Origin of the sequence: Pantoea rwandensis, from assembly GCF_002095475.1 — a bacterium.
Taxonomy (GTDB): Bacteria; Pseudomonadota; Gammaproteobacteria; order Enterobacterales; family Enterobacteriaceae; genus Pantoea; species Pantoea rwandensis.
In genome coordinates this window covers 63,858-89,955 of sequence record NZ_MLFR01000005.1, presented here as the reverse complement: position 1 = coordinate 89,955, position 26,098 = coordinate 63,858, and the positions used below count along the sequence as shown (strand labels likewise).

Sequence of the window (26,098 nt, the reverse complement as noted above, 5' to 3'; positions counted from 1 at the left end):
AAACCTAGAGAGACTCATCATGAAAACAAAATTGCCTGTTCTAAGCGCGCTGGCGCTGAGCTTCAGCCTGCTCTCCTCACTGACTTGGGCTGCCAACCCAGAAACTGTCACCATCGGCTATCAAAAAGCCAATATCTTCGCGTTGCTGAAGTATCGTGGCACGCTGGATGAAACCTTGAAGAAAGAAGGTATCAATGTGCGTTGGGTGGAATTCCCGGCTGGACCGCAGATGCTCGAAGGGTTGAACGTGGGCAGCATCGACTTAGCCGCCACCGGAGATGCACCACCCGCTTTCGCGCAGGCTGCCAAAGCTGATTTGATCTACCTCGGCCACTCACCCGCTAACCCAAAAACCGAAGCGATTGTCGTGCCAAAAGATTCACCGATTAAAAGCGTGGCAGATTTGAAAGGGAAGCGCGTTGGGCTGAATAAAGGTTCTGACGTGAACTACCTACTGGTGAAAGCACTGGAAGATGCCGGATTAAATTATAAGGATGTGAAGCCTATCTATCTGCCCCCGGCCGACGCCCGTGCTGCTTTCCAGAAAGGTGCGATAGATGCATGGGTCATTTGGGATCCGTATCTCGCCGAGGTTGAAGCCAACGCCGATGCGCGCGAAATCCGTAATGCTGAAGGTTTAGTGCCGCATTACACCTTCTATCTTGCCAGCCGTCCATTCGCTGAAGGCCACCCTGACACGGCAAAACAGGTGGTCGATGAATTGAGTAAATTGAGTGACTGGGCAAATGCGCATCAGGATGAAGCGGCAGGTATCCTGGCTAAATCAACCGGATTGGATAAAACCATCTGGCAAACCACCTTAAAACGACTGCCTTACGGTGCCACGCGCATGACGCCGCAGGTGTTTGATGAGCAGCAAGCGTTAGCAGACACTTTCACCCGCGTAGGACTGTTGCCGGTGAAAGTGGATGTCCGTAGCGCGACTTGGTCACTGGATAAAAAGTAAACTCTGCCAGAATTGTAGCGGGCGGCCCAAGGGCCGCGCTCTACTCTACTGTAATGAATACTCTCCCTAATCGCCCACGCGTTTCGGCGCGCAGGTGGGCTTCAACCACCTGTTCCAGCGGGAAAGTACTATCGATAGGCACGATCAGTTCGCCTTTGGCCGCCATCACCATCAGTTCATTCACCAAATCGCGGGCAATCTGTTTTTCGCCCCATTCTGGACCCAGCAAGCATCCGATCAACGTAATACGATGCAGCAACAGATACTCCGCATCAATCATCTGATTACGCCCGGCGAGAATGCCGATCAGAATCGCCGTTCCTCCCTCTTTTAGCACTTCAATACCATCAGGCAGCGCATCACCGCCGATGGTATCTATCAGCAAATCGACTTTGTTTCCGCCCAGCAACTCACGCACTTGTTCACCGGCTTGATTCTCGCCCACCACAATCGCATCGCTAAGACCAAACTCACGCAGTTTCTCCAGAGACTCTGGCCGGGTTCCCGTGCCTATCACTCTTGCACCGAGGCGAGATGCCAGCTGCACCGCCGCCATCCCCACACCGCCGGCCGCTCCCAGAATCAGGACCGTTTGTCCTGGCTGCAATTTGCCCAAATGAAATGCCCAAGCAGCCGTACCCGGCCCGACTGGAATAGCGGCAGCAATGCGTGGGTCAAGCCCCTCTGGTATCGGGAAACTGTTATAAGCCGCAACAGCACGACGTTCTGCATAGGCGCCACGCCAGTTGAAGGTCGCGACTTTTTGCCCCACGACAAATTCGGTGACTTCTGCTCCCACTTCAAGAATGGTTCCGGCCGCGGCATAGCCCAGTGTTTCTCCCGCCTGCAAGCGCTGGCTGTTGCGCGAAATGATGTCGCCACCTTCAATACTGATGGCTTCTACCGCCACCAGCAGTTCATTCGACTTGATCTCAGGTTCCGCAATATCAACCAGTTGCAAGACTTCTGGGCCGCCCGGCTGCGGGTAACTGACTGCTTTCATTTTATCTCTCCATTTTCGTAGGATTAATCACACCCAATGGGTAAAAGCGTAACGAGGTTGATGATATGTTGGTAGGCTGCTTTCACATGTATCAGACATAATCCCACCATGATATCTGACAATTTTGAACCTGCCCTGCTACGCACCTTTGTCGCCGTCTGCCATCATCGTAGCCTGACGCGCGCGGCCGAACAGGCAGGACGTGCGCAATCAGCCCTCAGCGCCCAGATTCGCCGACTGGAGGAACACACGGGTCAGCGTTTGCTACGCCGCACCGGACGAGGCGTAGTGCCCACTAAAGAGGGCGAAGTGTTGCTCAGTTTTGCTGTGCGTATTCTGGCATTAGGTGAAATGGCACTGGCACAACTCAGTGAGAGCACGCCCGCCGGAACGCTTCGCATCGGTATGTCCGAAGATGTGGCTTCGAGCTTGCTCCCCTTTGCACTTGGCAGGCTGAGAAGATTGTGTCCGGGCCTGCACATCGAGCTATCCATTGAAAGCGATCACATCCTCGCCAGACGTTGGCAGGAGAGCGCGTTTGATATGGTATTGGGTTTGACCGCCGGTTTCAGCGAAGACCCGTTAACCAGTTGGGAGATCGAACTGCATTGGGTGTGCGGAATTGACTATCCCTGGGATAGCGCGCTGACGGTCGATGCTATTGTTTGCGGTGAACCTTGTTCATGGCGACGATTGATGTTTGATGCGCTAATTGAAGCAGGCAAGGAGTTTAGGATCGCGGTCACCAGCTCAAACCTGGGCGCAATTATCCCCGCTGTTGAAGGCGGATTGGGTGTCGCCATGCTGCCAGCGGAGCTCATTCGTCATGACACTATGCGTCTGGTGAATTTCGCGCAGGCTCCGGTAAAAGTGACATATGGATTGTTTGTCACACGGCGGCCGAATTCCAATGTCACAACGGCGCTGAATGTGATTCAGGACAGTTTAAAAACGTTGTATTAGAAGTGGGCGGCTCAAGCCGCCCCGTTTGAAATGTTTACCCTTCCCCGCGCCCAATTTGCCAAATCCCCGTCGGCGGCGTGCCGTTAACCTTCCAGCCGCCGATATCACGTGCTTTATAGATCACAGGATTGTGTGACGATACGGTACGCGCATTACGCCAGTGGCGGTCAAGCGCTTTGCTGATGCGCGTATCCGACGCGCCAAGCGCGTTAAACAGCTCGGTGGCGGCACGCGGAACCAGTTCACTGGCGATGACTTGTGCCTGCCCGGCTTCGGCTTCCGCTAGTGCGTTGACCTCAACCAGTCTTGCTTCATCACTATTCACATGAGCTTCATATGCTGATTGCAGTGAATGTGCGGCGCGGATCACTGTGGCTTCGACCGCAAACGCCAGGCTGGTGATCTCACCGATCACCTGGAGTACCTGCACATCCTCGCGTGAAGTCGAACCATTGCTGTGGCTGTAAATACGATTTCGTGCGGCCACCGCTTTCGCACCGTCACTTGCCACCGCCCGTCCAATGCCCGCCAATGTCGCCAACAGCACATGCTGATAGAACGCCGTTTGGTAACGGAAGCGGGTCGCGAAATCAAACACGTGCTCTTGCTCGACGTGCGCATTCTCAAAGCGCGTGGTACCGCTCCCCGTTAAACGCTGCCCAAAGCCGTCCCAGTCGTCTTCACGCGTCACACCCGGTTGGTGAGTATTCACCAGAGCGATGACATCGCCTTGGTTATCGTTGCGTCGTGCATACACATCAATCCAGTCCGCAAACAGCGTGCCAGTGCTGTAAAACTTCTCCCCGCTCAGCGTCCAGCCATTTGAGGTTGGCGTGACGCGAGTGATTACATCCCCGATTTTCACCGCACCGATTTCTGTCCAGCCACTGCCCACCAGTTCCCCATCGATGAAACGACGAAACCAGAGGTCGCGTTCGGCACTGTCCGGCTGGTTCAGACGGTCTTCAACAAACGCGAAATGGGCACGCAGCGCCTGTGGGAGGTTGGAGTCCGCTTCTGCCAGTTCTGTCAGCAGTTGGAACAGCTGCGGCAGCGATGCGCCCCAGCCCCCCTTCTCTTTTGGAATACGCACGGTGCCAAAACCGGCTTCTTTCAGCCATGTCAGCGCGTCATGCGGTAACGTGCGGTTGCGTTCTCGTTCCACTGCCCCCTCAGCGATACGCGCAAAGAGCGGTCGAAAATGCGCTGCCAGTGCAGAGTAGTCGGTTCCTGTCGAAAGTAAGCTCATGGTTGCTCCTGATGAGAAAGGTCGTCGATGTCGTGACGGGTGGGCTCGTAGCGCACCGCCAGCAGGAAGAAAATCGGGATGATGGCGGCAAGCGATACCACCCAAAACATGTTGGTGCCCAACGCGGCCTGCAGGATCGGCAGAATAAATAGCGCCAGAGCACTGCCAACGCCGGAAAGCGCACGACTAAAACCAACGCCCGTGGCGCGGATAGAAGTCGGATAAGAGAGCGCTGGATAGACCATCAGTTGCGCGCCCGGTCCAAAACCTTCAGCGAACAACCACAAGCCCAGCATCAGCACGGCAAACACAATGCCAGCGATGGCTTCAGGATGACCAATTAACGCCAGCGCAATCAGCGCGAAGAACTGCAAAGCAAATCCGGCAATCGCCACATGGCGCGACGGATATTTCCATGCCAGACGCATACCGAGCAGACCGCCGGTGAAGGCAAACAGCGCATTCAGGCCTAGCGATGCGGAGATAGTTTCAAATACCCCCGCGCCAAGGAACTGTGCGAGGATCGAAGGCAAGAAGAACGCGATCGCGGTGTATTCGAAAGAGATACAGATGTTCATCACGCCCGCCACGATGGTGCGTTCACGCCAGGGTTTTTGGAACAGCACGCGGAAACTCACTTTCGGTGCGGCTTCCACGGGTGTCGCTTCTGGCTCAGCCTCGTGTGCATGAATACCGTATGAGTCGCGCAGAATACGCACCGCCGCTTTCAGATCGCCCTGATTGGCGGCCCACAACGGCGATTCGTTCATAAACTTGCTGCGCACCGCGATGATCAGTAAGGCAGGTACGGCACCAAACAGCAGTGACGCGCGCCATAACCAGTCAAGATGCTCTTTCGGTAACAAGAAATAGAGAGCGAAGATCAGCAGGAAGCACACCGTTGATGCGGCGTACCACATTGGACACCAAGCGGCGAGACGCGCGGCTTTATTGCCTTTGCCAGCAAACTTGGAAAATTCTGCCAGATAGGACATCGCCACCGGCAAATCAATGCCTACGCCAATGCCCATCAAGAAGCGTGCGCCAATTAGAACCCACACGTTGGGTGCTAATCCGGCTGCGATGGCGGACACCACGAAGAACAGCATATCGGCCATAAACACCGAGTAACGGCCATACTTGTCCGTCAGCCAGCCGCCAATCAGATTGCCGACGATGGTGCCTACCATGATTGATGAGGTCACTAAACCTGTGATGAACGGGGATATCTGGAATTCACGCACCACATCATCGATACCATAAGACAGCGTGGTGAGATCGTAGGCATCAAGGAAGACGCCGCCGAGCGCGAGGAACACAATCATGCGCGCATAATTGTTTTTGTCACTGCGGGTGTTGATCAGCCTTGCCACATCACTGACCGAACGAACCGGCTCTGAAGCCGGCAAGGTGTTTTCTAAAGGAACGGAACTCATAACGCCTCACGTTGTTTTTTAGTTGTGCAGGTGAGGTTGTTATAAGCGCTAAAGCATCAGTGCCAAAGCAACAAATAGTGATATTTAATTGTTATAAATCAATAATATAATTAAAAACACAAACACAAAAACCCGGACGCGCAGCGCGTGTCCGGGTAAGCCTGTTTAACGTCAGGATTAATCAGCGGAGACCGGCACCAGCACCCCTTTCACCAGTGGGTCATCCGTGGTTTTCAGCCACTGCTGACGCGCGGATCGGAAAAACGCCTGCTTGAGTTTCACAATGTTTTCCTGCTCCAGGTACGGTGTACCAATCACCAGTTGCGAAGCAAAAGTACGCGGCGCAGGGGGGAATAGAATGCCTTTGTCACGCGGTACTTTTCCGGCATCAAACTGGGAAACATAACCAATGGCGGCATCGACCGAGTTCAGTGCGCGGGGCATCGTTAGCAAATCCAGCTCTTTAAACACAAAGCCGTGCGGATTGCCCACAATATTCTTTAGCTTAGCGGTACGGGGTTCCACGTTAGGATCGAGCGTGATCAAGCCCTGACGTGCCAGCAGCCAGAGCGCCTGGCCTTGGTTCGCCCCATCATCGGGGACCACGATAGTGGCTCCTTGCGGCAGATCGGCTACCGCTTTATAACGATCTGAATAGATGCCAAATGCCCACTGAAACAGCGGCAAAGCGGAGGTGAGCTTGAAACCATTGGCATCCACTACCTGCTTGAGCCACCACTGGTGTTGATAAACCGTCGCTGCATATTGTCCTTGTGCCACCGCGCGGTCAGCTTGCACCGGATCTTGTACTCCAACCGCTTCCAGCTTCAGGCCATAATCCGGCGCGATGTGCTCGCCAACATACTCAATCAACTTTTGTTCGCCTGCCATTGCCGGTTCAAAGTGAATCTGCAACGTGGTGCCAAACACCACGGCCTGCGGCTGCTGGCTGCGCCAGAACCAGGCGGCAGCCGCGACGACAATGACCACTATAATCAGTAAAAACCATGGCCAGCGGCGAGATTTACGTAGCTCAAATTCTTGTGTTGTCATATTGATGTCCCCTGAGGATGGCGCAAAGCGGCAACTAAGCGGTCGCCGAGAAATTGGATGGTTTGGATTAAAGCAATCAGCACCACAATGGTGGCGATCATGATGTGGTTATCGAAGCGCTGGTAGCCGTACACCACGGCTAAATAGCCGATGCCACCAGCACCAATGGTGCCGGCGATGGCCGAATACTCAATCATCGAAATCAGGTTGAGGGTGACCGCCGCGACAATCGCGGGCAGGGCCTCGCTGAGCTGTGCCGAACGAATAATCTGCCAACGCGATCCGCCACACACCAAGCCCACCGCGGTGACTTCACTCGGCAATTCGCGCAGCGCGTTATCCACCAATCGCCCAAAGAATGGAATGCCTGCGGCAATCATCGGAACGACCGCCGCAGGAATACCGATGGTGGTGCCGGTGAGCCAGAAGGTGAACGGGATAATCGCGGCCATTAATACGAGAAAAGGCAGCGAGCGTCCCATGTTAACGATCCAACTCAATACACGATGGATACCGCGATGGGGAAATAGCCCGCGTGCGGAGGTGTTAAACAGCACCACACCCACAACGCCACCGCATGCCACCACAAACAGCATCACTATCCCTACCATCAATGCCGTTTCGCCCAATGCAGGGAGCATCAAGGTGGGAATCTCTGCCCACGGCGTGTCTTGGCTCATGACTGAAACGCTCATACCGCCTCCCGCAAAGGAGACACGCTGCCTGAAACGCTGGCAACCAATCCGAACTGTTCGAGTTGCGCCAGCAAACGTGCCAGTGGAACACGTTCCTGCTGGAAGTGAATGCCCACCTGAAGGCGACCCGCTTGCAGGCCGTTAACTTGTTCAACGTGCGCGCCGAGCAGATCGATGCGCAAACCGAACTGCTGGCTGAGGCGCGATATCCAATCGCTGGCAACCGTGACATCGGTGCGGTAACTGAGTTGCAGCGTTAATTCTGCTGCGCCCGGCTGTGACACCAGCGGAAACAGACGCTGTCCCAGCACCGAATCCGGTTGCGCCAGCAGCGTCTTGACCACACCGTATTGCACAATTTGCCCATCGCGGATTTCTGCGACTGCATCTGCGGCCTGACGCACTGCATCCATCTCATGGGTGATCAGCACAATCGCCAGCTTATAGTCGTCACGTAGTTTCTTCAGCAGATCGAGCACCGTGATGGTGGCTTCAGGATCAAGTCCTGAGGTCGCCTCATCCGCTAACAGCACAGAGGGCCGTAGCGCCAAAGCTCGCGCGATGCCGATCCTTTGACGCTGCCCACCCGAGAGTTGCCCAGGAAATGCCTTAGCTTTGTGGCTCAGGCCGACGCTCTCCAGCAGTTCACCGACCCTTGCTGCAATATCCCGCTCCACTACACCGAGATAGCGCAGGGGTAAGGCAATATTTTCCCAAGCGCTTTTGCGTTGCAGCAGTGCAGATGACTGGAATACGGTGCCAATCGCGCGCCGGGCACGGCGCAGTGCTTCTCCGTTCAGGCTGGAGAGATCGCTACCATTGACGCGAATGCTCCCCGCACTCGGTTGCTCCAGCAGGCTGATGCACTTTGCCAGTGTCGATTTCCCTGCCCCACTCGGCCCCACCACAGCCGTGATATTGGCTTGCGGAACCTGCAGGTTGATCGCTTTCAACACCTCGGTCACGCGCCCGTCGCTGCTGCGATACTGTTTACTGAGCTGCTCAATCTCGATCATGAGACCTCCTGCTGCACCGCACTTCTCACCCGATAGCCCGCTCCCGGATGCGGAGCAACAAGCTGAGGCCCAGCATCAAACAACTTCTCGCGCAGCGTACCCTTGGCGTAGTCCTGCTTGTAAACACCACGCTTTTGCAGCTCTGGAATCAGCAGTTCAACCACATCTTCAAAGGTTTCATGCGTTAAGGCGTAGGCCAGGTTAAAACCATCCACATCAGTATCTTCAACCCAGCTTTGCAGTTCATCTGCCACGGTTTCCGCGCTGCCGACAATCAATGGACCAAAGCCGCCAATACCCACCCAATCTGCCAACGCTTTCACGGTCCATTGACGGTCGGGGTCGGCGGTGGAAAAGGTTTCTACAGCGGATTGAATGGCGTTGGTGTGCAGATACTTCAGCACCTGGTCAGGCTGATATTGGCCGAAGTCGATACCCGTCCAGCCAGAGACCAGTGCTAATGCGCCTTCGTAGCTGACCCAGTTTTGATACTCTTTCCACTTCGCCTGCGCGGCCGCATCGGTCTCACCGACGATGACGGTTTGCAGGTTGAAGATCAGAATGCTGCGCGGATCACGTCCCGCTTCTTCTGCACGACGTCGAATATCCGCAACGGTTTTTTTCAGCAACACTTTGGACGGTGCCGCCACGAACACGCACTCTGCGTGCTCCGCCGCAAATTGCTTACCTCGGCTTGATGCTCCCGCTTGATACAATACCGGCGTGCGCTGTGGAGAAGGCTCACACAGATGAATCCCCGGGACGTTGAAGAAGGTGCCTTGATGGTTAATCGGATGGATTTTTCGAGGATCGCTGAAGATACGACGTTCACGGTCGCGCAGCACCGCATCCTGCTCCCAACTGCCTTCCAGCAGTTTGTAAACCACTTGCAGATACTCATCGGCATAGTCATAACGGCTGTCGTGATCGGTTTGCGTCTGATGCCCGATGTTACGCGCGCCACTCTCCAGATATGAGGTGACAATATTCCAGCCAATGCGCCCCTTGGTGAGATGATCGAGCGTCGATAAGCGACGCGCAAAGGGATACGGGTGTTCATACGACAACGAAGCGGTCAGACCAAAGCCAAGGTGCTCGGTCACCAACGCCATCGGCGTAATCAGCGCCAAGGGATCGTTAACCGGCACCTGCGTCGCCTGACGAATTGCCGCATCACCGTTACCGTTCAGCACATCATAGATACCCAACACATCGGCAATAAACAGGCCGTCAAACTTGCCGCGCTCCAGCAACTTCGCCAGATCAACCCAATACTCCAGATCTTTGTACTGCCAGGAACGGTCACGTGGATGTGCCCACAGCCCCGGTGACTGGTGTCCGACACAGTTCATATCAAATGCATTCAAGCGAATTTCACGTTGCGATGACATAGCAATCTCCATAGCGAAGCCGTGATCGTGCTACGACCCAGCGTTCGTCAGTGTGTTTTTAGGATGTTGAGAGATTAAGAAATGGGAGGGGGACATCGCTCGGCAGGCGCGATATCCAGTTCATTCAAGATTTGTTGTGCTACGGCGGCGGCGTGATCCGCAACTTGGGGTAAGCCCATCAGCTCACCAAAACGCGCGCGTCCTGCCGGGCCAACTACTAGCAGTCTGCTATTGGACAGACCCTGCTGCGTGAGCGCGTGTGAGTGTACATCGACATCAAGACCAAAGCCGAGTTGATCGGCACGAATCAATCCTTGATTACTGAGCGATTGCAACAGCGGTTGGCTTTCAGTCAGCGCATCGTGCCCGGGTCCCGTGGTGACGATGAGATAATCTAAGCGCTGCGTATGTGTTTCGCCTTGCCGCGTATGCAGGGTGACTTCCAGTTGATCTCCGCGTGCCGTGATAGATTGCAGCCTCGCCGCCAACACATGCAAACTGCCCTGCTGTTGACGTTCACGGATGACAGTGGCGACTTGGGGCGCAATGCGGTAGCGATGCACATCCCACCACGATCGCAGATGGCGCACGAACTTCTGCTGTTCGCGCAGCGGCAATGATTGCCAGATAGCCTGCCCCTGCACGCGCACTTCATCCAATACGCGCTGCCACGGCAATTGTTGTTCCGCTGCGCGTGCGACTTCGGCGCGAATATGATGCAGCCATAAACGTGCCTCAGCGACGTTCTGCGGCGCTAATGTCCATTCAGGCCACTCACCTGTCAGATTGGCGCGAGAAAGCTGTCCACGGCGCGAGAAAGCCGTTAACGGGCCACGATGATGGCGCGTGGCTAAAGACGCAACCACGTCGGCCATACTCAGACCCGTTCCCATAATGGCAATCGAAGCGTCTGGGACGATGGCATCCAGCACGCCGCGCTGCCATGGATTGGCAATCAATGCCGGATGCTGGGCAAAAGGCTGCAATGCGCGTGGCAATGACGGGGGTGGGTGGCTGATGGCCAACGCCAGGATATCGCCCTGTAACGTTTCACCATTGCTGAGTAGTAGCAGCTGACCTTCCCAAGCCACGGCGCTGGCCTGAATATGGCGGAGTGTGACATGCGGGTAGCGTTTTGCCGCAAGCGCAAACTGTTCCGCCAAATAGCGACCAAACATCCCGCGCTGCGGATAGACTGAACCATCGACACAATGGGCTGCTGAATCCAGTGAACATTCCGGCTGCTGGCGATACCAGCGATCAAACGCACCCTGCTCCTCACCGCTCAATTGCATGCGGGATGCAGGTACGTTAATACGGTGAGCAGGTTCTTGCGTCGAATAAGCAACACCGCCGCCCAGCCGTTCACGCGGCTCGACCACTGTAATCAGTAAGGCAGCGGCTGAGGTCCGCGCAAGATGAATCGCCAGCGCTGTGCCACTGAAGCCGCCGCCTACAATAATCACCTGGCTTCGCCATTGCCCTCTCCTGCATTAGCTGGCGCTCGTTTGTTTTGATGGGCGCTTATCGCCACCAATGGTTTCGCCAAAAGGTCCGGTATTGATGGTGCGCGTACGCTGCTGTTGACCGTTTGCCAGAGGCAGCAGTGGTAACAGCAATTCTGCCACACGATGCGCTTCTTCCAGATGCGGATAGCCCGACAGAATGAAGTTGGTCACACCTAACGCCTGATATTCACGGATGCGTTCTGCCACTTGCTCAGGGCTGCCTACTAATGCTGTACCGGCACCACCGCGCACTAATCCGACGCCCGCCCATAAGTTTGGTGCAATGTAGAGATTATCGCGCGAGCCTTTGTGCAAGGCGCTCATGCGTGCCTGCCCTGCCGAATCCATACGAGCAAAAATTTTCTGCGCTTGAGCAATGGTGTCTTCATCTAAATGCCCAATCAACTTCTCTGCAGCGGCTTTGGCTTCCTCTTCTGTCTCGCGCACAATCACATGCAGTCGAATGCCGTACTCCAGTTTGCGTCCACGCGCAGCAGCGCGTTCGCGCACCACTGCCAGTTTCTCCGCCACCTGTGCAGGAGGTTCGCCCCACGTGAGATAGGTATCAATTTGCTCTGCTGCGACATCGATGGCGTCATCTGAGGAGCCGCCGAAGTACAGCGGAGGTCCATTCTCTTGCACCGGAGGGAACAACACCTCTGCGCCTTCAACGTGAATATGTTGCCCTTTATAGTCAACTTTCTCGCCGCGCATTAAGCGGCTGTAGACATCCAGAAACTCTTTGGTCACCTCATAACGTTCACTGTGGTTGAGGAAAATGCCGTCGCCTTTGTTTTCCACGGGGTCGCCGCCGGTGACCACGTTGATCAGCAGTCGCCCCTCGGACAAACGGTCCAGTGTGGTTGCCATGCGCGCAGCCAACGTCGGTGGCTGCAAACCGGGACGAACGGCAACCAGATAGCGAAGCCTCTTTGTGATGGGCGCGAGTGCCGACGCTACAAGCCATGAATCTTCACAGCTTTTACCGGTCGGGATGAGCACGCCGTAGAAACCGAGATTGTCAGCGGCTAAAGCAACCTGCTGTAAGTAGGCTAAATCAACTGGGCGTCCACCTTCAGTGGTACCAAGGTAGCGTCCATCGCCGTGCGTAGGGAGAAACCAGAAGACGTTAATCGGATTGTTTGCGGAATCGGCCATTATGCTTTTCCTATATAACTTTATTAGAATTTGGTCATTTAAGACGGTTCATTTGGTTATATGGCTGTAAGCGAAATACGTGCCAAGTTTGTTTTTATCAATATATCCTTGAATTCAGCCATTTAGCGTCTGCAACAACATCCCCGCTGTTGCATATCCAACTTTGCGCCGACAGCTATTGCTGCATATGCAACTGCTTATGCTTTTTTCCTGCTGTTCACAGTGAATGTGAGTCGTTAGCTTGAGAGGATGCTCCTGCTGGGAAAAAAACGATGTTTACTCCTTACACCAATCACACTGATTCACCACGTTTAGTCGATCCGGCCTCACTCGCCTTTCAATCACTACTCGATAAATTCGCGCCCACTGATGCGACAGTTCTGATCGTGGGGGAAACGGGTACGGGTAAAGAAGTGGTTGCCCGCTACCTGCATCATCACAGCCAGCGCCGTAACGGCCCGTTTTTGGCCGTAAACTGCGGCGCGTTGACAGAAAGTCTTGCTGAGGCAGAATTGTTTGGGCATGAAAAAGGGGCGTTTACCGGTGCCACTCAGGCCCACCCTGGCTGGTTTGAAGCTGCTCAGGGCGGCACACTGCTGCTTGATGAGATTGGTGAACTCAGTCTTTCATTGCAGGTGAAGTTATTGCGTGTATTGCAAGAGCGCGAGATCACTCGCGTTGGCTCGCGTAAAGCGATCAAAGTGGATGTGCGTGTCATTGCGGCGACTCACGTTGATTTAGCGCAGGCAATACGCGAACGCCGATTCAGAGAGGACCTCTTCTACCGACTCAACATTGCTGTTGTCCCATTACCCCCTTTGCGTCAACGACGCGATGATATTCCACTCTTGGCCAACCATTTCTTATCGTTGTATGCACGCCGTTTAGGTCGTCCGGCACGCCGTCTCTCATCGGATGCCCTGGAAGCGCTGCAAGAGTACAGCTGGCCCGGCAATATTCGCGAATTAGAAAATACGCTGCACAATGCTGTGTTATTGAGCCGTGATGAGACGCTTACGCCTGCGCAGTTGCGACTGACTGGTTACAGTGAACAAGGCTTTATCGCTGCCACCGACTCCACGTTGGATAGCTTTTTGCGCCAGCAGCTTTCTGATCAACCCCATCAGCTGTTTGACCGTGTGGTCGCCAGCTTAATCAATAATGCATTGGCGTTTACCGAACAGAATCAAACTCAGGCGGCTACGCTGCTGGGTATCAGTCGTCATACCTTGCGTACCCATATGGCCAACCAAGGCGTGATAAAAGGTCGTCGGAAAGCCATGGGCCAAGCGCCAGTGTGCTTGACACCTTTTGCAGAGCAAGAGCGCGAACTGCGTATTGGCTATCAAAAATTCGGCAATCTGGGTGTGTTAAAAGCGCGCCAGAGCCTCGAACAGCGTTTTTCTCAACAAGGTGTCAGCGTACTATGGAGTGAGTTTCCTGCTGGCCCCCAATTGCTGTACGCACTGCAAAATAACGAGATCGACTTTGGCACCACGGGAGAAGTCCCTCCGATATTCGCCCAAGCCAGCGGTAATGCAGTCACCTATATTGCCTGGGAGCCACCCGCACCAAGCAGTGTGGGCATCGTTGTGCCGCGGAATAGTGAAATTCACTCCCTCAATGACTTACGTGGCAAACGCATTTCAGTCAATAAAGGTTCAAACGTTCACTGGCTACTGCTGCAGTTGCTTGAAGAGGCCGGTATTGCTTTAGATGAGATTAAAGTTATTTACGCGCCACCCAAATATCCATTAACAGCCAGCGATTATCTGTCGGTTGATGCGTGGATGATGTGGGATCCGCTGCTCAGTGCGGCTGAAAGCCATCCTGACTTGAGGGTATTGGTCAATGGTGAAGGTCGTGTCCGCAATCATCAATTTTACCTCGCACGCCGTGATTTCGTCTCGCAGAACGATGACATCGCGCAGCAATTAATTGAAAGCTTGCAGCAAACAGGATTGTTTATGGATAGCCATCGTCATGAAGCGGCCAGCTTGTTGGCGCAAGAGTTGGGTTTGGAGGTGTCATCCGTTGAAAGGGCACTCGGACGTCGTAGCCATAAAACCCGCGCAATGGCTTTTGAGGTTATCAAAGAGCAGCAAATCATTGCTGATCGCTTTTATGCTCTTGGTTTGATGAGTAAGCCTGTACGCATTCGTGACGCGGTATGGCAATTGCCTTCTGCGGGCGCATTATCAGCCTAACCTACAATGAAAGTTATCCACCTTTTCTGTGGATAAATCGTTGAATATCATCTGGCTAAACCGAGTTAGCGAGGATTAGTCAGAGTTGAAATGCTTGCGAAACTTGGCGATTTCACCCTGAAATTTCTTTTAATATTTGTTTATTTTCAACACATTACGTATGAAATCACCTTGGCGAGCTGCTGAAATTGCAGTCGATTAAACGCATTGTTCAATCCGTATATTTCGCTTTGCCGATTTTGCATGCACTTGGTTACTTTCGCTCCAACCCCAAACTCACCAGGCACTATATGGCCTCGCTTACATCGTCAACATGGTGAAATCTTTGGCGATTTCAGCCTGAAATTTCATCACCTGTTTGTGATTTTTCATACAGTTAGCGGTGAAATCGCTATGGCGAAGAGCTGAAAAGGGCGAAAAAAAACCGCCCGAAGGCGGCATTTCGCTTATTGATTGAGATATTTATTGAGCGTCTCGTTTATCACTCTATCCAGCTCTTCCTGCAGTTCGCGGGACTGGCGATTAAACTCGTAGCTAAACATACGGCCACGCGTTTTCTTGCGAGCGTAACGGTCTTTATCTGCGAAACTCCATAAAGGTGTGGCAACGGCTTTATCTTTTTCAGGTGACTGAATCAGCGTCTGGCTGCCATTTCGTACCAAGCGCAGAATACCGTTCTTCACTTCATCTTCTGCTAAGCCATCGCGGGCACAAACGGTATCAACATCCATCCCGATGGTATCAATGAGGGCTTCAACCGTTTGACCGGTCTCCTGCAACTTCTCAAAAGCCTGCAACAGCGTTTTGTAATCTGGATAGGTCAATTCAGAGTGGTTTGGAAACAGCGTCACCAGCTCCAGCGGGACGCTAGCAGCTTGCAAGGCACGTGTCACCTTGGCCTGAGATAATCCTTCGCTTTGTGCAATCTCCTTCTGCGACAGACCGCTCTCCTTCAACGACATCAATCGCATGCCTACTTCACGCAGGTTGTGTTCACGCGCTGTCTGGATGTCTTGCGCCAAACGACGGGCTTCTTCAGCGGAGATAGCCACCTCAGTCACCAGCACATCCAGGCCAGTTTTACAGTGTAGAGCGGCCGCACGGCGACGAGAGCCGTCAAGAATCTCAATGCGGTCACCACGCAGTACACCAATAGCCGGGAAGAACTGCTGCAACTTGATGGTACGAATGATATCGCGAAGCGACTCTGGCGTCAGACCAGATTGATCTCGGCCATTGGTTTCCATGACCACATAGGTTCTTTCTTCAATTTCCTTCGCCGTGATGTGCTCTAAGGTGAACAGGGCACGTTTCCCGGTCGATAGGATAAATGTCTGAGAATGGCCTTCTGAAGCATCCTCAGTTTGCAAAGGTGTCTGGCTGAAGGTTCGGCCAATCGTGATTCTTTTTGCGCTCATAGTAACCTCAGTTCAGGCGAATAAATTCAATACGATCAAACACGGCTTTAGCGAAATCTTCCGCTGCTGAGCGCGCGTTTTTCAGGGCTTCGGTGCTACCTACATAAGTTGATGGATTAGCTGAAATCACGGTATCAAAGGATTCTCCGCAACGCTCAAAGCCATCAAGTCGTGGTAGCGCAGCATCCAACATATCCCCGCCAAAAATCTCTTTAGCCAAGCTATGACAGAGCTTATGGTCCGCTTTATTGGAGAGTTTGGACATAAAGCCGATATTGCCTTGTAAGCGGCAGGCGGCACCTGATTCCTCAATAATGCCAATCAGTTCCGGCAAACGCGTTAGATATTTGAGTGTGGAGTGGAAATCCACTTGCGCTGGGGGAACCGGCGTCATCAACAGATCGGAAGCCGCAATGGCATTTTTCAAGAAAGCATCCAAGTGTGGGCCACTGTCGATAAAGATGAAGTCATAATCTTTCTTCAGCTTAGCCACGACGTTTTCATACAACACTGCATGCACGTTTTGTGTCGACAGATGTTGAGCACACAATTCTTCCCAACGTGAAGCTATAAAGGCGTCATCGATAGAAGCAGGCAGCACATCCACACCCGGTATGATGGAGGGCACGATAAACTCGTTCAGCAACTCTTCACGACCGACATTTTGCAGCATCGCCTGCGCAGCCGTCGCTTCAACCAACCCAACCGAACGCTCATGATTAAGGAACATCGTCGCGGAGGATTGTGGGTCAAGGTCGATAACCAGAATACGCAGGTCTTCATAGAGCAAGTGCGGATGAGCGCGCAATGCGTGAGCAAGCGATACCGTTGAAACCGTTTTAGACACGCCACCCTTAAGGTTGCCGACAAACAGGGTAAAAGCTTCCGAATGGCGATCACGGTACTTAGGTACGCCACGATGATGGTAAATGTCGATAATGTTCTGAATCGACATGGCGTACTTCGTTGAGCTACCTGCAGCACGCTTATCAAACGGATAACCGTTTTCTTCCATCTCATTTACGGCGTAATCAACGCTCGCACGCGTCAATTTAGGCAGTTTGGCTAACGCAGCTTTGGCGTAAACCTGATAAAAAGTGTTTTCCTTCAACTCTTCTTTTTGCGCCTGAATTTGTTCTGTCAGGCTCATCAGCATTCTTTCTGAACGTTGTGCGACCTTCAAAACTTGCTTCTCATCGTTAGCCATACTTGCTCCACACATGTAGGATTTATGACTTTATACCGAAATCCTGCACATGAGGCAAATCTATCTCTTCTGATGAGGAACAATAGGTATTCAGAAAACACCTTGAGTAAGAGTAGGTTAATGGAAAGATTCACTGTAATCAGTGAACGCATTTTAATCGCCCAGAAAAAATTGCTCCAAATGTGATCAGTATCCACTGGTGACACAGGCCAAACATTCACTGTAATCAGCATTGCACCCGAAATGCCTCGCAATAAGCTTCGGTATTGAGTGCACACGCAGGAGATAGGCTTCGTTTTCTATGCTATTCACTGTAATCAGTAAAAGATTCACTATAAACAGCAAACATTCACTGCAATCAGTGAAAAATTCACTGTAATCAGCAATACATCGGCTAACGTTCACTGTAATCAGTAGATGCTGGAGTAGACATTGCTAAAGAGAAGAGGGAGGTGCTTATGCGGATGTGGAAACCGAATGTTCACTGTAATCAGTAAAACACCTTGTTGCTGAAGCTCGAATCATCAACATTCACTGTAATCAGCAATCGAACCTCCTTCTGATTTTTGCGGCGTTCACTGTAATCAGTAAAAGTGATGACGATGCCATCAAGCATTCACTGTAATCAGTAACCCAAATCAGACTACCTTCTTACGTTCACTATAGTCAGTAAATCTTGCAGAGCGAGTTGCTGATGACAGGACAAAGGATTATAGGTTCCTCCCGGAAACCATTCACTGTAATCAGTAAACGTCAGCGAACGGTAGTGGTAACGTTCACTGTAATCAGTAGACTCATGTTCAGCTTTGCCATGAGTAAGGGCAGGGGAGGTAAGATTCCCGTCAAAAGCACGGCTGACTTGCTTAGCTAAACATTCACTGTAATCAGCAATCAGTCACGAAAATGGCTGTGTATTTAAGACGCTCATGCGGCAAGAGGCATCCAGACTTCATCGCAGATCGTTCACTGTAATCAGCAATCAGTCACGAAAGTGGCTTTGGATTTAAGGCACCCATGCGGCAATAGGCATCCCGACTTCATCACAGATCGTTCACTGTAATCAGCAACGCTCCGCGTCGTTAACGCCTAGCGTAGTGCAAAACACCATTCGTACCGTTCACTGTAATCAGCAAGATTAACCCGCTCTGAACTCAAAATTAACGTTCACTGTAATCAGTAATTGGATCCAAGATAAGCGGATTGATCGTCAATAGCGCAACGATGGAAGAGGGCAGGGCGAAAGGAGATTCACTGTAATCAGTGACAGCGTGACGCTAGAAAGATGGGGGTGCATCCGGCCACAGCGGCTCCTGGTGGTACGTTCACTGTAATCGGTAAATGAGGCATAGATTCACTGTAATCAGCAAAGGTGACCAACCCTGTCACTTTTACTGTTTACCTTTACAGGTGTAATGCTGATTACAGTGAACAATTACCGAGAATAAGATAAAAATAGATTTAAATCATGATGTTGAATCATTGCGTTCACTGTAATCAGTACCTTTCAGTAAGACAGGATTCACTGTAATCAGCCGAAGTCATGAGAGTAAAACCATGTTCACTGTAATCAGTAAAAGAGCCTTCAAACACGGCTGATCATTTAAATAAAGCCACCTGGTAAGTACTCACTATCAATATTTGGTGCAAAACATCGTTGCTATAGAGCTTCGTCAATAAGGTTTTTGGCTATGCGAAACGCGAGTTACTGTTTACAGTGAACGACACTGATTACAGTGAATGGTGAGTGAACCGCTGATTACAGTGAACAGATGGAGAGGGGCAAATGTCACTTTTTACGCTTAAGTGACACTGCCACAGAGAGGATTGCTGATTACAGTGAACGTGAACTTCAGTCTTCGAACTCGATTTCATCCAGCGAGTCGATACTCTCCAGATTGCTGATGCCGTCGAGTTTTGGTGTCCTGCTATGGATGATGAAAAACACAGAGCGGCCACGCTTCACTTCTGAATAATCCAGGTAACCAATCTCTTTTAACTGCTCCATTGCGCGTCTGACCACATGGTTCTGGGTGGTCGTCTTTGACCCTAGGTTTAAACGCATACGCAAGCGAGCAAGCGAAATAGGTGCAGGATTGGTCGGTAAGCTTTCAAGGTAGGTATACAGCGCTTGCGCTGACTCCTTACGCTTGAGGCGCGAGATAGCGCGTAATTGTAAAAGCACCTTATGGTCGAAGTTATACAACTCAAATAACTTAGGATCGGCCTGTATACGCACCAGATCCTTTTCACGATCGTAATACGCCGACTGCACAAGGTGGGTATGATACGCTTTGCCATTACCTTCAAAGGACAACGTGTTGGTTGCAATGCGTCGTAATGAGGCATCTAAACGCTTACGTAAGGCCGCTGACGAGTTTGCCGATGGGATCCCGCACATCTTCACGAAATCGATGAACGGCAGCGTCACGGTGTCGCCCTTTGAGGGATAACGCGAAAAGGACTGGATAATGCCAGCCCAAGTTTTGAAATCATTATCCATATCCAGCCTCGCGCCGGTAATGGTAATTTTTTCATAGCCTTCAGCTTTCACCAGCGAGAGGTTCTTCAGCTCTTTTGTAGCGTCCGTTGAAGCCATCGCACCGGATTTCCCTCGCGCGGTAGACTTCAATGTAGGAACGAACAGACCCAGGCGCATTAAGGCGACCGGTTGTACGGTGTTATTTTTATTAGGGTGGAGTTGAATAACCTCACCGCTATTTTTTGTCACCGACAGAAAAGGTTCTAGTAACGCTTTGTTTTCACTCTCTTTATCTGCCATAGCCTGAGATCTTCATTCTGTGGATGAAAAGGATCGATTTCTGATTACAGTGAACATTAACACTGTTTATAGTGAACATTCTACAGTCTATAGTGAATATTATACTGTCTATAGTGAACGTTTTTCTGATTATAGTGAACACGATCACCTTCTCAGGCCTTGTGTGGTGCGGCTTGCGACGATCGGGGATCTCTTAGGATCTCTTTAAGATCTCTTTATGATCTTTAATAGAGATCTATTCACTGTATAACTGGATAACCCTATGAAGAATCAGTATCTGACACAGGAAACTGTCAGAATATGCTGCTCATGTAAGCTGGCATCATCAACGTCGCGAAAACATTAATTCTATGCGAAGAAGATCTTTCTTTTTCATCCGATGAGAACAACTTCCTCACTATTATTCATTTTTCATCAATCATTGTCGGGCGTAAGGTGAGACACATATTCACCCCATAACCTATGACGAAGGCATCTTATGACTGACAACGTTATCTCACGTAATCCAACTACTGGCGAAGTCATCGCAACCTATCCCTTACAGACTGCTGCGCAACTTGAAGCGGCACTGCAATCCAGCGCTGAAGCATTTTCAACCTGGAAAACCACCAGCATGGAACAGCGTGTTCAGGTGCTGCGCCAATTAGCAGAGCAAATTCGCCAACGTCAGGACCAACTCGCACAAATGGCAACACTGGAGATGGGTAAACCTATCGCTCAAGCACGCGCTGAAGTCTTGAAGTGTGCCAATCTCTGTGACTGGTATGCAGAACAGGGTCCAGGCATATTGGCAGACAAACCAACGCTGGTGGAAAATCAGCAAGCATGGCAGTCATTCCGTCCATTGGGTGCAATCCTTGCCGTTATGCCGTGGAATTTCCCCTATTGGCAAGTTCTGCGCGGTGCGGTCAGCATGCTCTTGGCAGGTAACACTTACGTACTAAAACATGCGCCAAGTGTTATGGGATCAGCAAACCTAATGTCAGAACTGTTTGATGCTACCGATTTGCCAAAAGGTGGCTTCACTGTGATCAACGTCGATAACGAAGGCGTTTCTACGGCAATCAAGGATCCGCGCATTGCAGCAGTCGCTGTCACCGGGAGTGTACGAGCGGGTGGTGCGATTGCAGCCCAAGCGGGTGCTGTTCTCAAGAAAACCGTGCTTGAACTCGGCGGAGCAGATCCGTTTATCGTGCTTGCAGATGCTGATCTGGACGCAGCAGTTGCCTCAGCGGTCACAGGACGCTACCAGAACACCGGACAGGTATGTATGGCAGCCAAACGGTTCATTATCGAAGAAAGTGTCGCAGAAGCGTTTGAGGCGCGTTTTAGCGCAGCTGTGCAAGCGCTGAAGATCGGCGATCCGCTGAACGAGGAAACCTATATTGGACCTATGGCACGTTACGATCTTCGTGATGAGCTAGACAACCAGGTTCAGCAGACCATCAAGCAAGGTGCGCGTTTGGTTATCGGTGGCCATAAGATCGAGGGTGTGGGTAACTACTACGCGCCGACGATCCTCGCTGACGTCACACCAGAAATGACCGCATTCCAGCAGGAGATCTTTGGACCGGTGGCAGCGATCACGGTGGCTCGTGATGCACAACATGCTTTAGAACTGGCTAATGACAGCGAGTTTGGGTTAAGTGCCACAGTGTGGAGCGGTAATGAAGCGGTTGCCAATGAATTGGCAGAAAAACTGGAAACGGGCGCTGTGTTCATCAACGGCAACGGAGCATCAGATCCTCGTGTGGCTATCGGTGGAGTGAAGAAAAGCGGTTATGGCCGCGAGCTTTCAAGCTTTGGTGTACATGAATTTTGTAATATCCAAACCGTTTGGAAAAATCGCCGCTAATACCCAGTGGGCGCGTGTTGCGCGCCCATAAACCTCACATCTTCTCCCTACCTGCTGTTAATTCTCCGTTAAAATTGTTGTGGAGCAGCTCAAATAATCCGCTAATGGTATTATAAAGGTATTGTTAGTGGTGTTAGATTGGCCTCACCTACACCGGGGAGTCCTCTTTCAATGAAAACAACAATCCCAAAATTATCCTTCATGATGTTTCTCGAGTGGTTTATCTGGGGAGCATGGTTTGTACCGCTCTGGGCTTTTCTCAGCAAAAACGGCTTCTCGCCGGTTGAGATTGCTTGGTGCTACGCCTGTACCTCGATTGCCGCCATCTTGTCTCCGATCCTCGTAGGATCGCTTGCAGACCGCTTCTTCCAGGCGCAGAAGGTTCTGTCGATTCTCATGATCGTCGGATCGGTTCTGATGTACTTCGCCGCGCAGCAAACACACTTTAGTGGCTTTTTCCCATTGCTGTTGCTGTATGCACTGACTTACATGCCAACCATCGCCCTGACTAACAGTATCGCCTTTTCACATGTTGGAGACGTCGAGCGCGACTATCCACGCGTGCGCGTGATGGGCACCTTAGGCTGGATTGCATCCGGTATTGCCTGCGGATTCTTGCCGCCGCTGATGGGGTTCGGTGATATTTCAGCAAGTAATATTCCGCTGTTGATTACCGCAGCCAGTTCACTGGTGCTCGGCATCTTTGCCTTGAAGTTGCCTGCAACTGAACCCAAAAGTACCGGTAAATTCAGCCTGCGAGTGGCTCTTGGGCTGGATGCATTGCACCTGCTCAAGGATCGCAGCTTCCTGGTATTCTTCGTCTGTTCATTCCTGTTCAGTATGCCGCTGGCGTTTTATTACATCTTCGCCGAAGGCTATTTGACAGAAGTGGGTCTGCCCCATGCCACCGGTTGGATGACGCTGGGCCAGGTTTCAGAAATCTTCTTCCTGTTAGCGTTGCCGTTCTTCATCAAACGCTTTGGTATCGGCAAAGTGCTGCTACTTGGCCTAACCACCGCGGCACTGCGTTACATCTTCTTCGTGTTCGGTGGTGATCAGAATATGTTGACCCTCGGCATGCTGTTTATGGGCATCCTGTTACATGGTGTTAGCTACGACTTCTACTTCATCACAGCCTACATTTACGTGGATAAGAAAGCGCCTGTGGCAATGCGCAATGCCGCGCAGGGTTTGATTACGCTGGCATGTCAGGGCATTGGTAGTCTGCTGGGTTACCGTTTAGGCGGTTATCTGATGCAGGAGATGTTCGCTTATGACCAACCGCGTAACGGGCAGACGTTTAACTGGGCGGGCATGTGGATGTTTGGCAGCGTGATGATCATCATTATCACCATCGCCTTCATTGTGCTGTTCCGCGACGGTAAAAAACGCAGTGATGAATTAACCGCCTTCGAGCAATCAGCAACCGCTGACAGCCATAAATAAGAGAAGTAATCATGACGATGACAAACCAGGAAAAACGGATTTTGGGCGCGTTTTACGGCCAGGCGCTGGGCGATGCGATGGGGATGCCATCGGAATTATGGCCGCGCAGCCGTGTGAAGCAACATTTTGGTTGGATTGACCGCTTTTTACCGGGGCCGGCAGAAAACAATGCCGCCTGCTATTTCGGGCAAGCAGCATTCACTGATGACACCTCCATGGCGCTGGCCTTGGCCGATGCCATTCTGACGCATGAGGGTGACATTAATGCGGAAACCATTGGTGCCAACATCCTGAGCTGGGCTGAAGACTTTGATGCCTTCAATAAAAACGTGCTCGGCCCAACCTCAAAAATCGCGCTGAATGCCCTTAAGAACGGCACGCCAGTGTCGCAGTTGGAAAATAATGGCATGACCAACGGCGCGGCGATGCGCGTCTCTCCGTTGGGCTGCTTGCTGCCGGCGCGGGACCTTAGCAGCTTTATTGATGCGGTGGCGTTGGCATCTAGCCCTACGCACAAGTCGGATGTTGCCATTGCTGGCGCAACAGTGATCGCTTGGGCGGTATCGCGTGCCATTGATGGCGCAAGTTGGGCTACCATCCGCGATGAATTACCCACTATTGCACGGGCAGCACAGGAGAAACGCGTCACCACTTTTAGCGCTTCTATGGCGGCTCGTCTTGAACTGGCAATCAGTGTCGTGGGGCAGGGCAGAGGGATGGAGTCCACTATGCAGCAAATTTATGACCTGGTGGGTACCGGCACTAGCACCATTGAATCTGTACCTGCCGCTATTGCCATGGTTGAGCTGGCTAATACCGATCCAAATCGCTGCGCGATCCTTTGCGCGAACTTGGGCGGTGACACCGATACCATCGGTGCAATGGCGGTGGCTATTTGCGGCGCGCTGCACGGCATCGACGGCATTGATACCCAGCTGAAAGCGGAGCTGGACGCCGCAAATGCGCTGGACTTCACGCGCTACAGCCGTGCTTTCACGCGTTTCCGCCAGCTGCGTGAGGCCGCTTATGCTGACGCCTGATGACCTGAACCGGTTGGAGGGACGTTTGCCGGTGTGTGTAATTGGCGCAGCAGTGGTGGACGTGATTGCCGACGCGTACTCACTGCCTCACCGTGGTAGTGACATTGAACTCCACCAGCAGGGCGTCAACGTTGGTGGCTGCGCGTTGAATGTGGCCATTGCGCTGCATCGGCTGGGCATTCCCTCCCATAACGCGTTGCCGCTTGGTAATGGCACCTGGGCCAGTATCGTACGTCAGAAGCTAACTGAATATGGCATTCATAGTGTGCTGGAAACCAGCAAAGGCGATAACGGCTGGTGTCTGGCGCTGGTGGAACCGGACGGCGAACGTACGTTTCTGTCTGTCAGTGGGGTAGAAAATCTGTGGGATGCTGAGCTGCTGCGCGCCATACCCCAACCCCCGCAGCGCTGGATCTACCTGTCTGGCTACCAGCTCACCAGTAAAAGCGGCGATGTTTTGATCGACTGGCTTGAACAGCAGACGCAAAGCTATCAGTTGCTGGTGGATTTCGGCCCGCGTTTGGCTGATATCGGTGATGCGCAGTTTGCTCGGATTATGGCGTTAAAACCACTGATTACAGTGAACAGACAGGAGGCAGAACTGCTGTGGCACGAGCGTCTTACCCAGCGCGAAACCTTTGATGCAAAGCGTCTTATGGTGCAATGGCATCAACGCTTTGATAGCGCAATGGTCGTGCGCTTGGACAGTGAAGGGGCGGGATTTGTTGATGCGCACTCTCAGGGCTGGGTCCCGGCATTGCCGACACAGGTAGTAGACACGATTGGCGCAGGAGACAGCCACGCGGGGGGACTGCTGGCTGGTTTGGCTTCGGGTTGGTCGCTGGCGGACTGCGTTGCTTTAGGAAACGCTGTAGCCTCATACGTTGTCTCGCAGCGCGGTGGAGACTGTGCACCAGACCGCGCCACGCTGCACCGCTATTGGCAGCAAAGGATCACTCAGCAATAAACACGTACATATCGCTGCGACAGTAGCTAATGCTGTATTCAAGCGGATTGCCTTGCGCGTCGAGTGCCAGCTGTTTAATCACCAGGACAGGCACGTTATCGGGGAGGGCAATCTGCTGCTGGAGGGCTTCATCAGGCATGCGAGCACTCACTCTGCTCTGAGATTTTACCGGCAGGATCTGCTGCTTTTGAAAGTAGTCATACAGCGAAATACCAATCTCATCGGCATCGGCAATAAAATACGCAGGCACCCAAGATTCTTCGACTGAAACGGCCTGCTGATCGACATAGCGAATGCGCTTCAGCAGGTAGACATCGCTACCTTTATCCAGCCCCAGTTTCTCGCCAATCTCAGCGCTGCACTGAATCTTGCTCTTATTTATCCATACGGTATCCGGCTTTTTACCACGCAATACCGCTTGCTGAGACAGGCCTTTGGGTTCTTTCAGCGAATATTCAAACTGGCTGCAAATCTGCGTGCCGTAGCCGCGTGAACGTACTACTACGCCATCCTTTTCCAACTCGTCCATGGCTTTTCGCACGGTGATGCGCGAAATGCTCAACGATTGGCTGAATTCGCGCTCTCCAGGCAGAATCTCTTCGTGCACTAGAATCCCGTCACGTACTGCCTCTTTAATCGCAGTAGCAAAACGCTTATACAGCGGCGTGCGGCTCTCATCAGCCAGTGTCGTGCTCAGCCGCAAAAACAGCGGATTATGTTCGGTCATAGCAGGCAGCGAT

At 52.2% G+C, this 26,098-nt stretch carries 20 protein-coding genes; 7 read left to right on the top strand and 13 right to left on the bottom strand.

Features of this window, described 5'->3' with window-relative positions; genetic code table 11:
- Nucleotides 1-19 precede the first annotated feature (19 nt).
- Nucleotides 20-967, top strand: coding sequence for a sulfonate ABC transporter substrate-binding protein (locus tag HA51_RS07965; RefSeq protein WP_084934007.1), 948 nt, complete (start codon nt 20-22; stop codon nt 965-967).
- A gap of 40 nt (nt 968-1,007) precedes the next feature.
- Here HA51_RS07965 and HA51_RS07960 read toward each other — a convergent pair whose 3' ends face one another.
- Nucleotides 1,008-1,970 carry a quinone oxidoreductase family protein gene (locus HA51_RS07960; protein ID WP_084934006.1) on the bottom strand — a complete coding sequence of 321 codons (963 nt, stop codon included), beginning with the start codon at nt 1,968-1,970 and terminating at the stop codon, nt 1,008-1,010.
- Between the two features lie 108 nt (nt 1,971-2,078).
- Between HA51_RS07960 and HA51_RS07955 the strand changes: the two genes are divergently transcribed.
- A complete protein-coding gene (locus tag HA51_RS07955; RefSeq protein ID WP_084934005.1) occupies nt 2,079-2,933 on the top strand; it encodes a LysR family transcriptional regulator in 855 nt (284 codons plus the stop codon).
- Nucleotides 2,934-2,967: 34 nt separating this feature from the next.
- Here the strand turns inward: HA51_RS07955 and HA51_RS07950 are convergent, their stop codons facing one another.
- From HA51_RS07950 to ssuD, 8 genes are all read right to left on the bottom strand, one after another.
- Nucleotides 2,968-4,182: an acyl-CoA dehydrogenase family protein gene (locus HA51_RS07950; RefSeq protein ID WP_084934004.1), complete on the bottom strand. Its 1,215-nt coding sequence runs from the start codon at nt 4,180-4,182 to the stop codon at nt 2,968-2,970.
- Entirely contained in the window at nt 4,179-5,618 is a 1,440-nt protein-coding gene (locus tag HA51_RS07945; protein WP_084934003.1) for an MFS transporter, read from the bottom strand. The genes HA51_RS07950 and HA51_RS07945 overlap by 4 nt, the downstream gene beginning before the upstream one ends.
- Nucleotides 5,619-5,795: 177 nt before the next feature.
- Nucleotides 5,796-6,671, bottom strand: coding sequence for a MetQ/NlpA family ABC transporter substrate-binding protein (locus HA51_RS07940; RefSeq protein ID WP_084934002.1), 876 nt, complete (start codon nt 6,669-6,671; stop codon nt 5,796-5,798).
- A complete protein-coding gene (locus HA51_RS07935) occupies nt 6,668-7,366 on the bottom strand; it encodes a methionine ABC transporter permease (RefSeq protein ID WP_084934001.1) in 699 nt (232 codons plus the stop codon). Before HA51_RS07935 ends, HA51_RS07940 begins: the two co-directional genes overlap by 4 nt.
- Nucleotides 7,363-8,382: a methionine ABC transporter ATP-binding protein gene (locus HA51_RS07930; protein WP_084934000.1), complete on the bottom strand. Its 1,020-nt coding sequence runs from the start codon at nt 8,380-8,382 to the stop codon at nt 7,363-7,365. The genes HA51_RS07935 and HA51_RS07930 overlap by 4 nt, the downstream gene beginning before the upstream one ends.
- Nucleotides 8,379-9,773 carry an LLM class flavin-dependent oxidoreductase gene (locus HA51_RS07925; RefSeq protein ID WP_084933999.1) on the bottom strand — a complete coding sequence of 465 codons (1,395 nt, stop codon included), beginning with the start codon at nt 9,771-9,773 and terminating at the stop codon, nt 8,379-8,381. Before HA51_RS07925 ends, HA51_RS07930 begins: the two co-directional genes overlap by 4 nt.
- A 74-nt stretch (nt 9,774-9,847) precedes the next feature.
- The gene (locus HA51_RS07920) at nt 9,848-11,239 is read right to left on the bottom strand and encodes an FAD/NAD(P)-binding protein (protein ID WP_084933998.1); all 1,392 of its coding nucleotides are present in this window, start codon (nt 11,237-11,239) and stop codon (nt 9,848-9,850) included.
- Between the two features lie 27 nt (nt 11,240-11,266).
- Nucleotides 11,267-12,439, bottom strand: coding sequence for an FMNH2-dependent alkanesulfonate monooxygenase (gene ssuD, locus HA51_RS07915; protein WP_084933997.1), 1,173 nt, complete (start codon nt 12,437-12,439; stop codon nt 11,267-11,269).
- A 272-nt stretch (nt 12,440-12,711) separates the two neighbouring features.
- On the opposite strand from ssuD, the gene HA51_RS07910 reads away from it, so the two are divergent.
- The gene (locus HA51_RS07910) at nt 12,712-14,646 is read left to right on the top strand and encodes a sigma-54-dependent Fis family transcriptional regulator (RefSeq protein WP_084933996.1); all 1,935 of its coding nucleotides are present in this window, start codon (nt 12,712-12,714) and stop codon (nt 14,644-14,646) included.
- Between the two features lie 446 nt (nt 14,647-15,092).
- On the opposite strand, the gene HA51_RS07905 is transcribed toward HA51_RS07910, so the two are convergent.
- The 3 genes from HA51_RS07905 to HA51_RS07895 form a co-directional block, all read right to left on the bottom strand.
- A complete protein-coding gene (locus HA51_RS07905) occupies nt 15,093-16,064 on the bottom strand; it encodes a ParB family protein (protein WP_084933995.1) in 972 nt (323 codons plus the stop codon).
- Between the two features lie 7 nt (nt 16,065-16,071).
- Nucleotides 16,072-17,271, bottom strand: coding sequence for an AAA family ATPase (locus HA51_RS07900; protein ID WP_084933994.1), 1,200 nt, complete (start codon nt 17,269-17,271; stop codon nt 16,072-16,074).
- A gap of 1,849 nt (nt 17,272-19,120) precedes the next feature.
- On the bottom strand, nt 19,121-20,050 hold the full coding sequence (locus tag HA51_RS07895; protein WP_084933993.1) for a RepB family plasmid replication initiator protein: 930 nt from the start codon (nt 20,048-20,050) through the stop codon (nt 19,121-19,123).
- 478 nt (nt 20,051-20,528) lie between these two features.
- Between HA51_RS07895 and HA51_RS07890 the strand changes: the two genes are divergently transcribed.
- The 4 genes from HA51_RS07890 to HA51_RS07875 all read left to right on the top strand — a co-directional run bounded on the left by HA51_RS07890 (nt 20,529) and on the right by HA51_RS07875 (nt 25,358).
- Nucleotides 20,529-21,905 carry an aldehyde dehydrogenase family protein gene (locus tag HA51_RS07890; RefSeq protein WP_084933992.1) on the top strand — a complete coding sequence of 459 codons (1,377 nt, stop codon included), beginning with the start codon at nt 20,529-20,531 and terminating at the stop codon, nt 21,903-21,905.
- A 171-nt stretch (nt 21,906-22,076) separates the two neighbouring features.
- Nucleotides 22,077-23,351: a nucleoside permease gene (locus HA51_RS07885; RefSeq protein ID WP_084933991.1), complete on the top strand. Its 1,275-nt coding sequence runs from the start codon at nt 22,077-22,079 to the stop codon at nt 23,349-23,351.
- A 17-nt stretch (nt 23,352-23,368) separates the two neighbouring features.
- A complete protein-coding gene (locus tag HA51_RS07880; protein ID WP_211282921.1) occupies nt 23,369-24,391 on the top strand; it encodes an ADP-ribosylglycohydrolase family protein in 1,023 nt (340 codons plus the stop codon).
- Nucleotides 24,378-25,358, top strand: a complete 981-nt coding sequence (locus HA51_RS07875) for a PfkB family carbohydrate kinase (protein ID WP_084933989.1) — start codon at nt 24,378-24,380, stop codon at nt 25,356-25,358. Before HA51_RS07880 ends, HA51_RS07875 begins: the two co-directional genes overlap by 14 nt.
- On the opposite strand, the gene HA51_RS07870 is transcribed toward HA51_RS07875, so the two are convergent.
- Nucleotides 25,345-26,085, bottom strand: coding sequence for a GntR family transcriptional regulator (locus HA51_RS07870; protein WP_084933988.1), 741 nt, complete (start codon nt 26,083-26,085; stop codon nt 25,345-25,347). The genes HA51_RS07875 and HA51_RS07870 overlap by 14 nt on opposite strands.
- Nucleotides 26,086-26,098 lie beyond the last annotated feature (13 nt).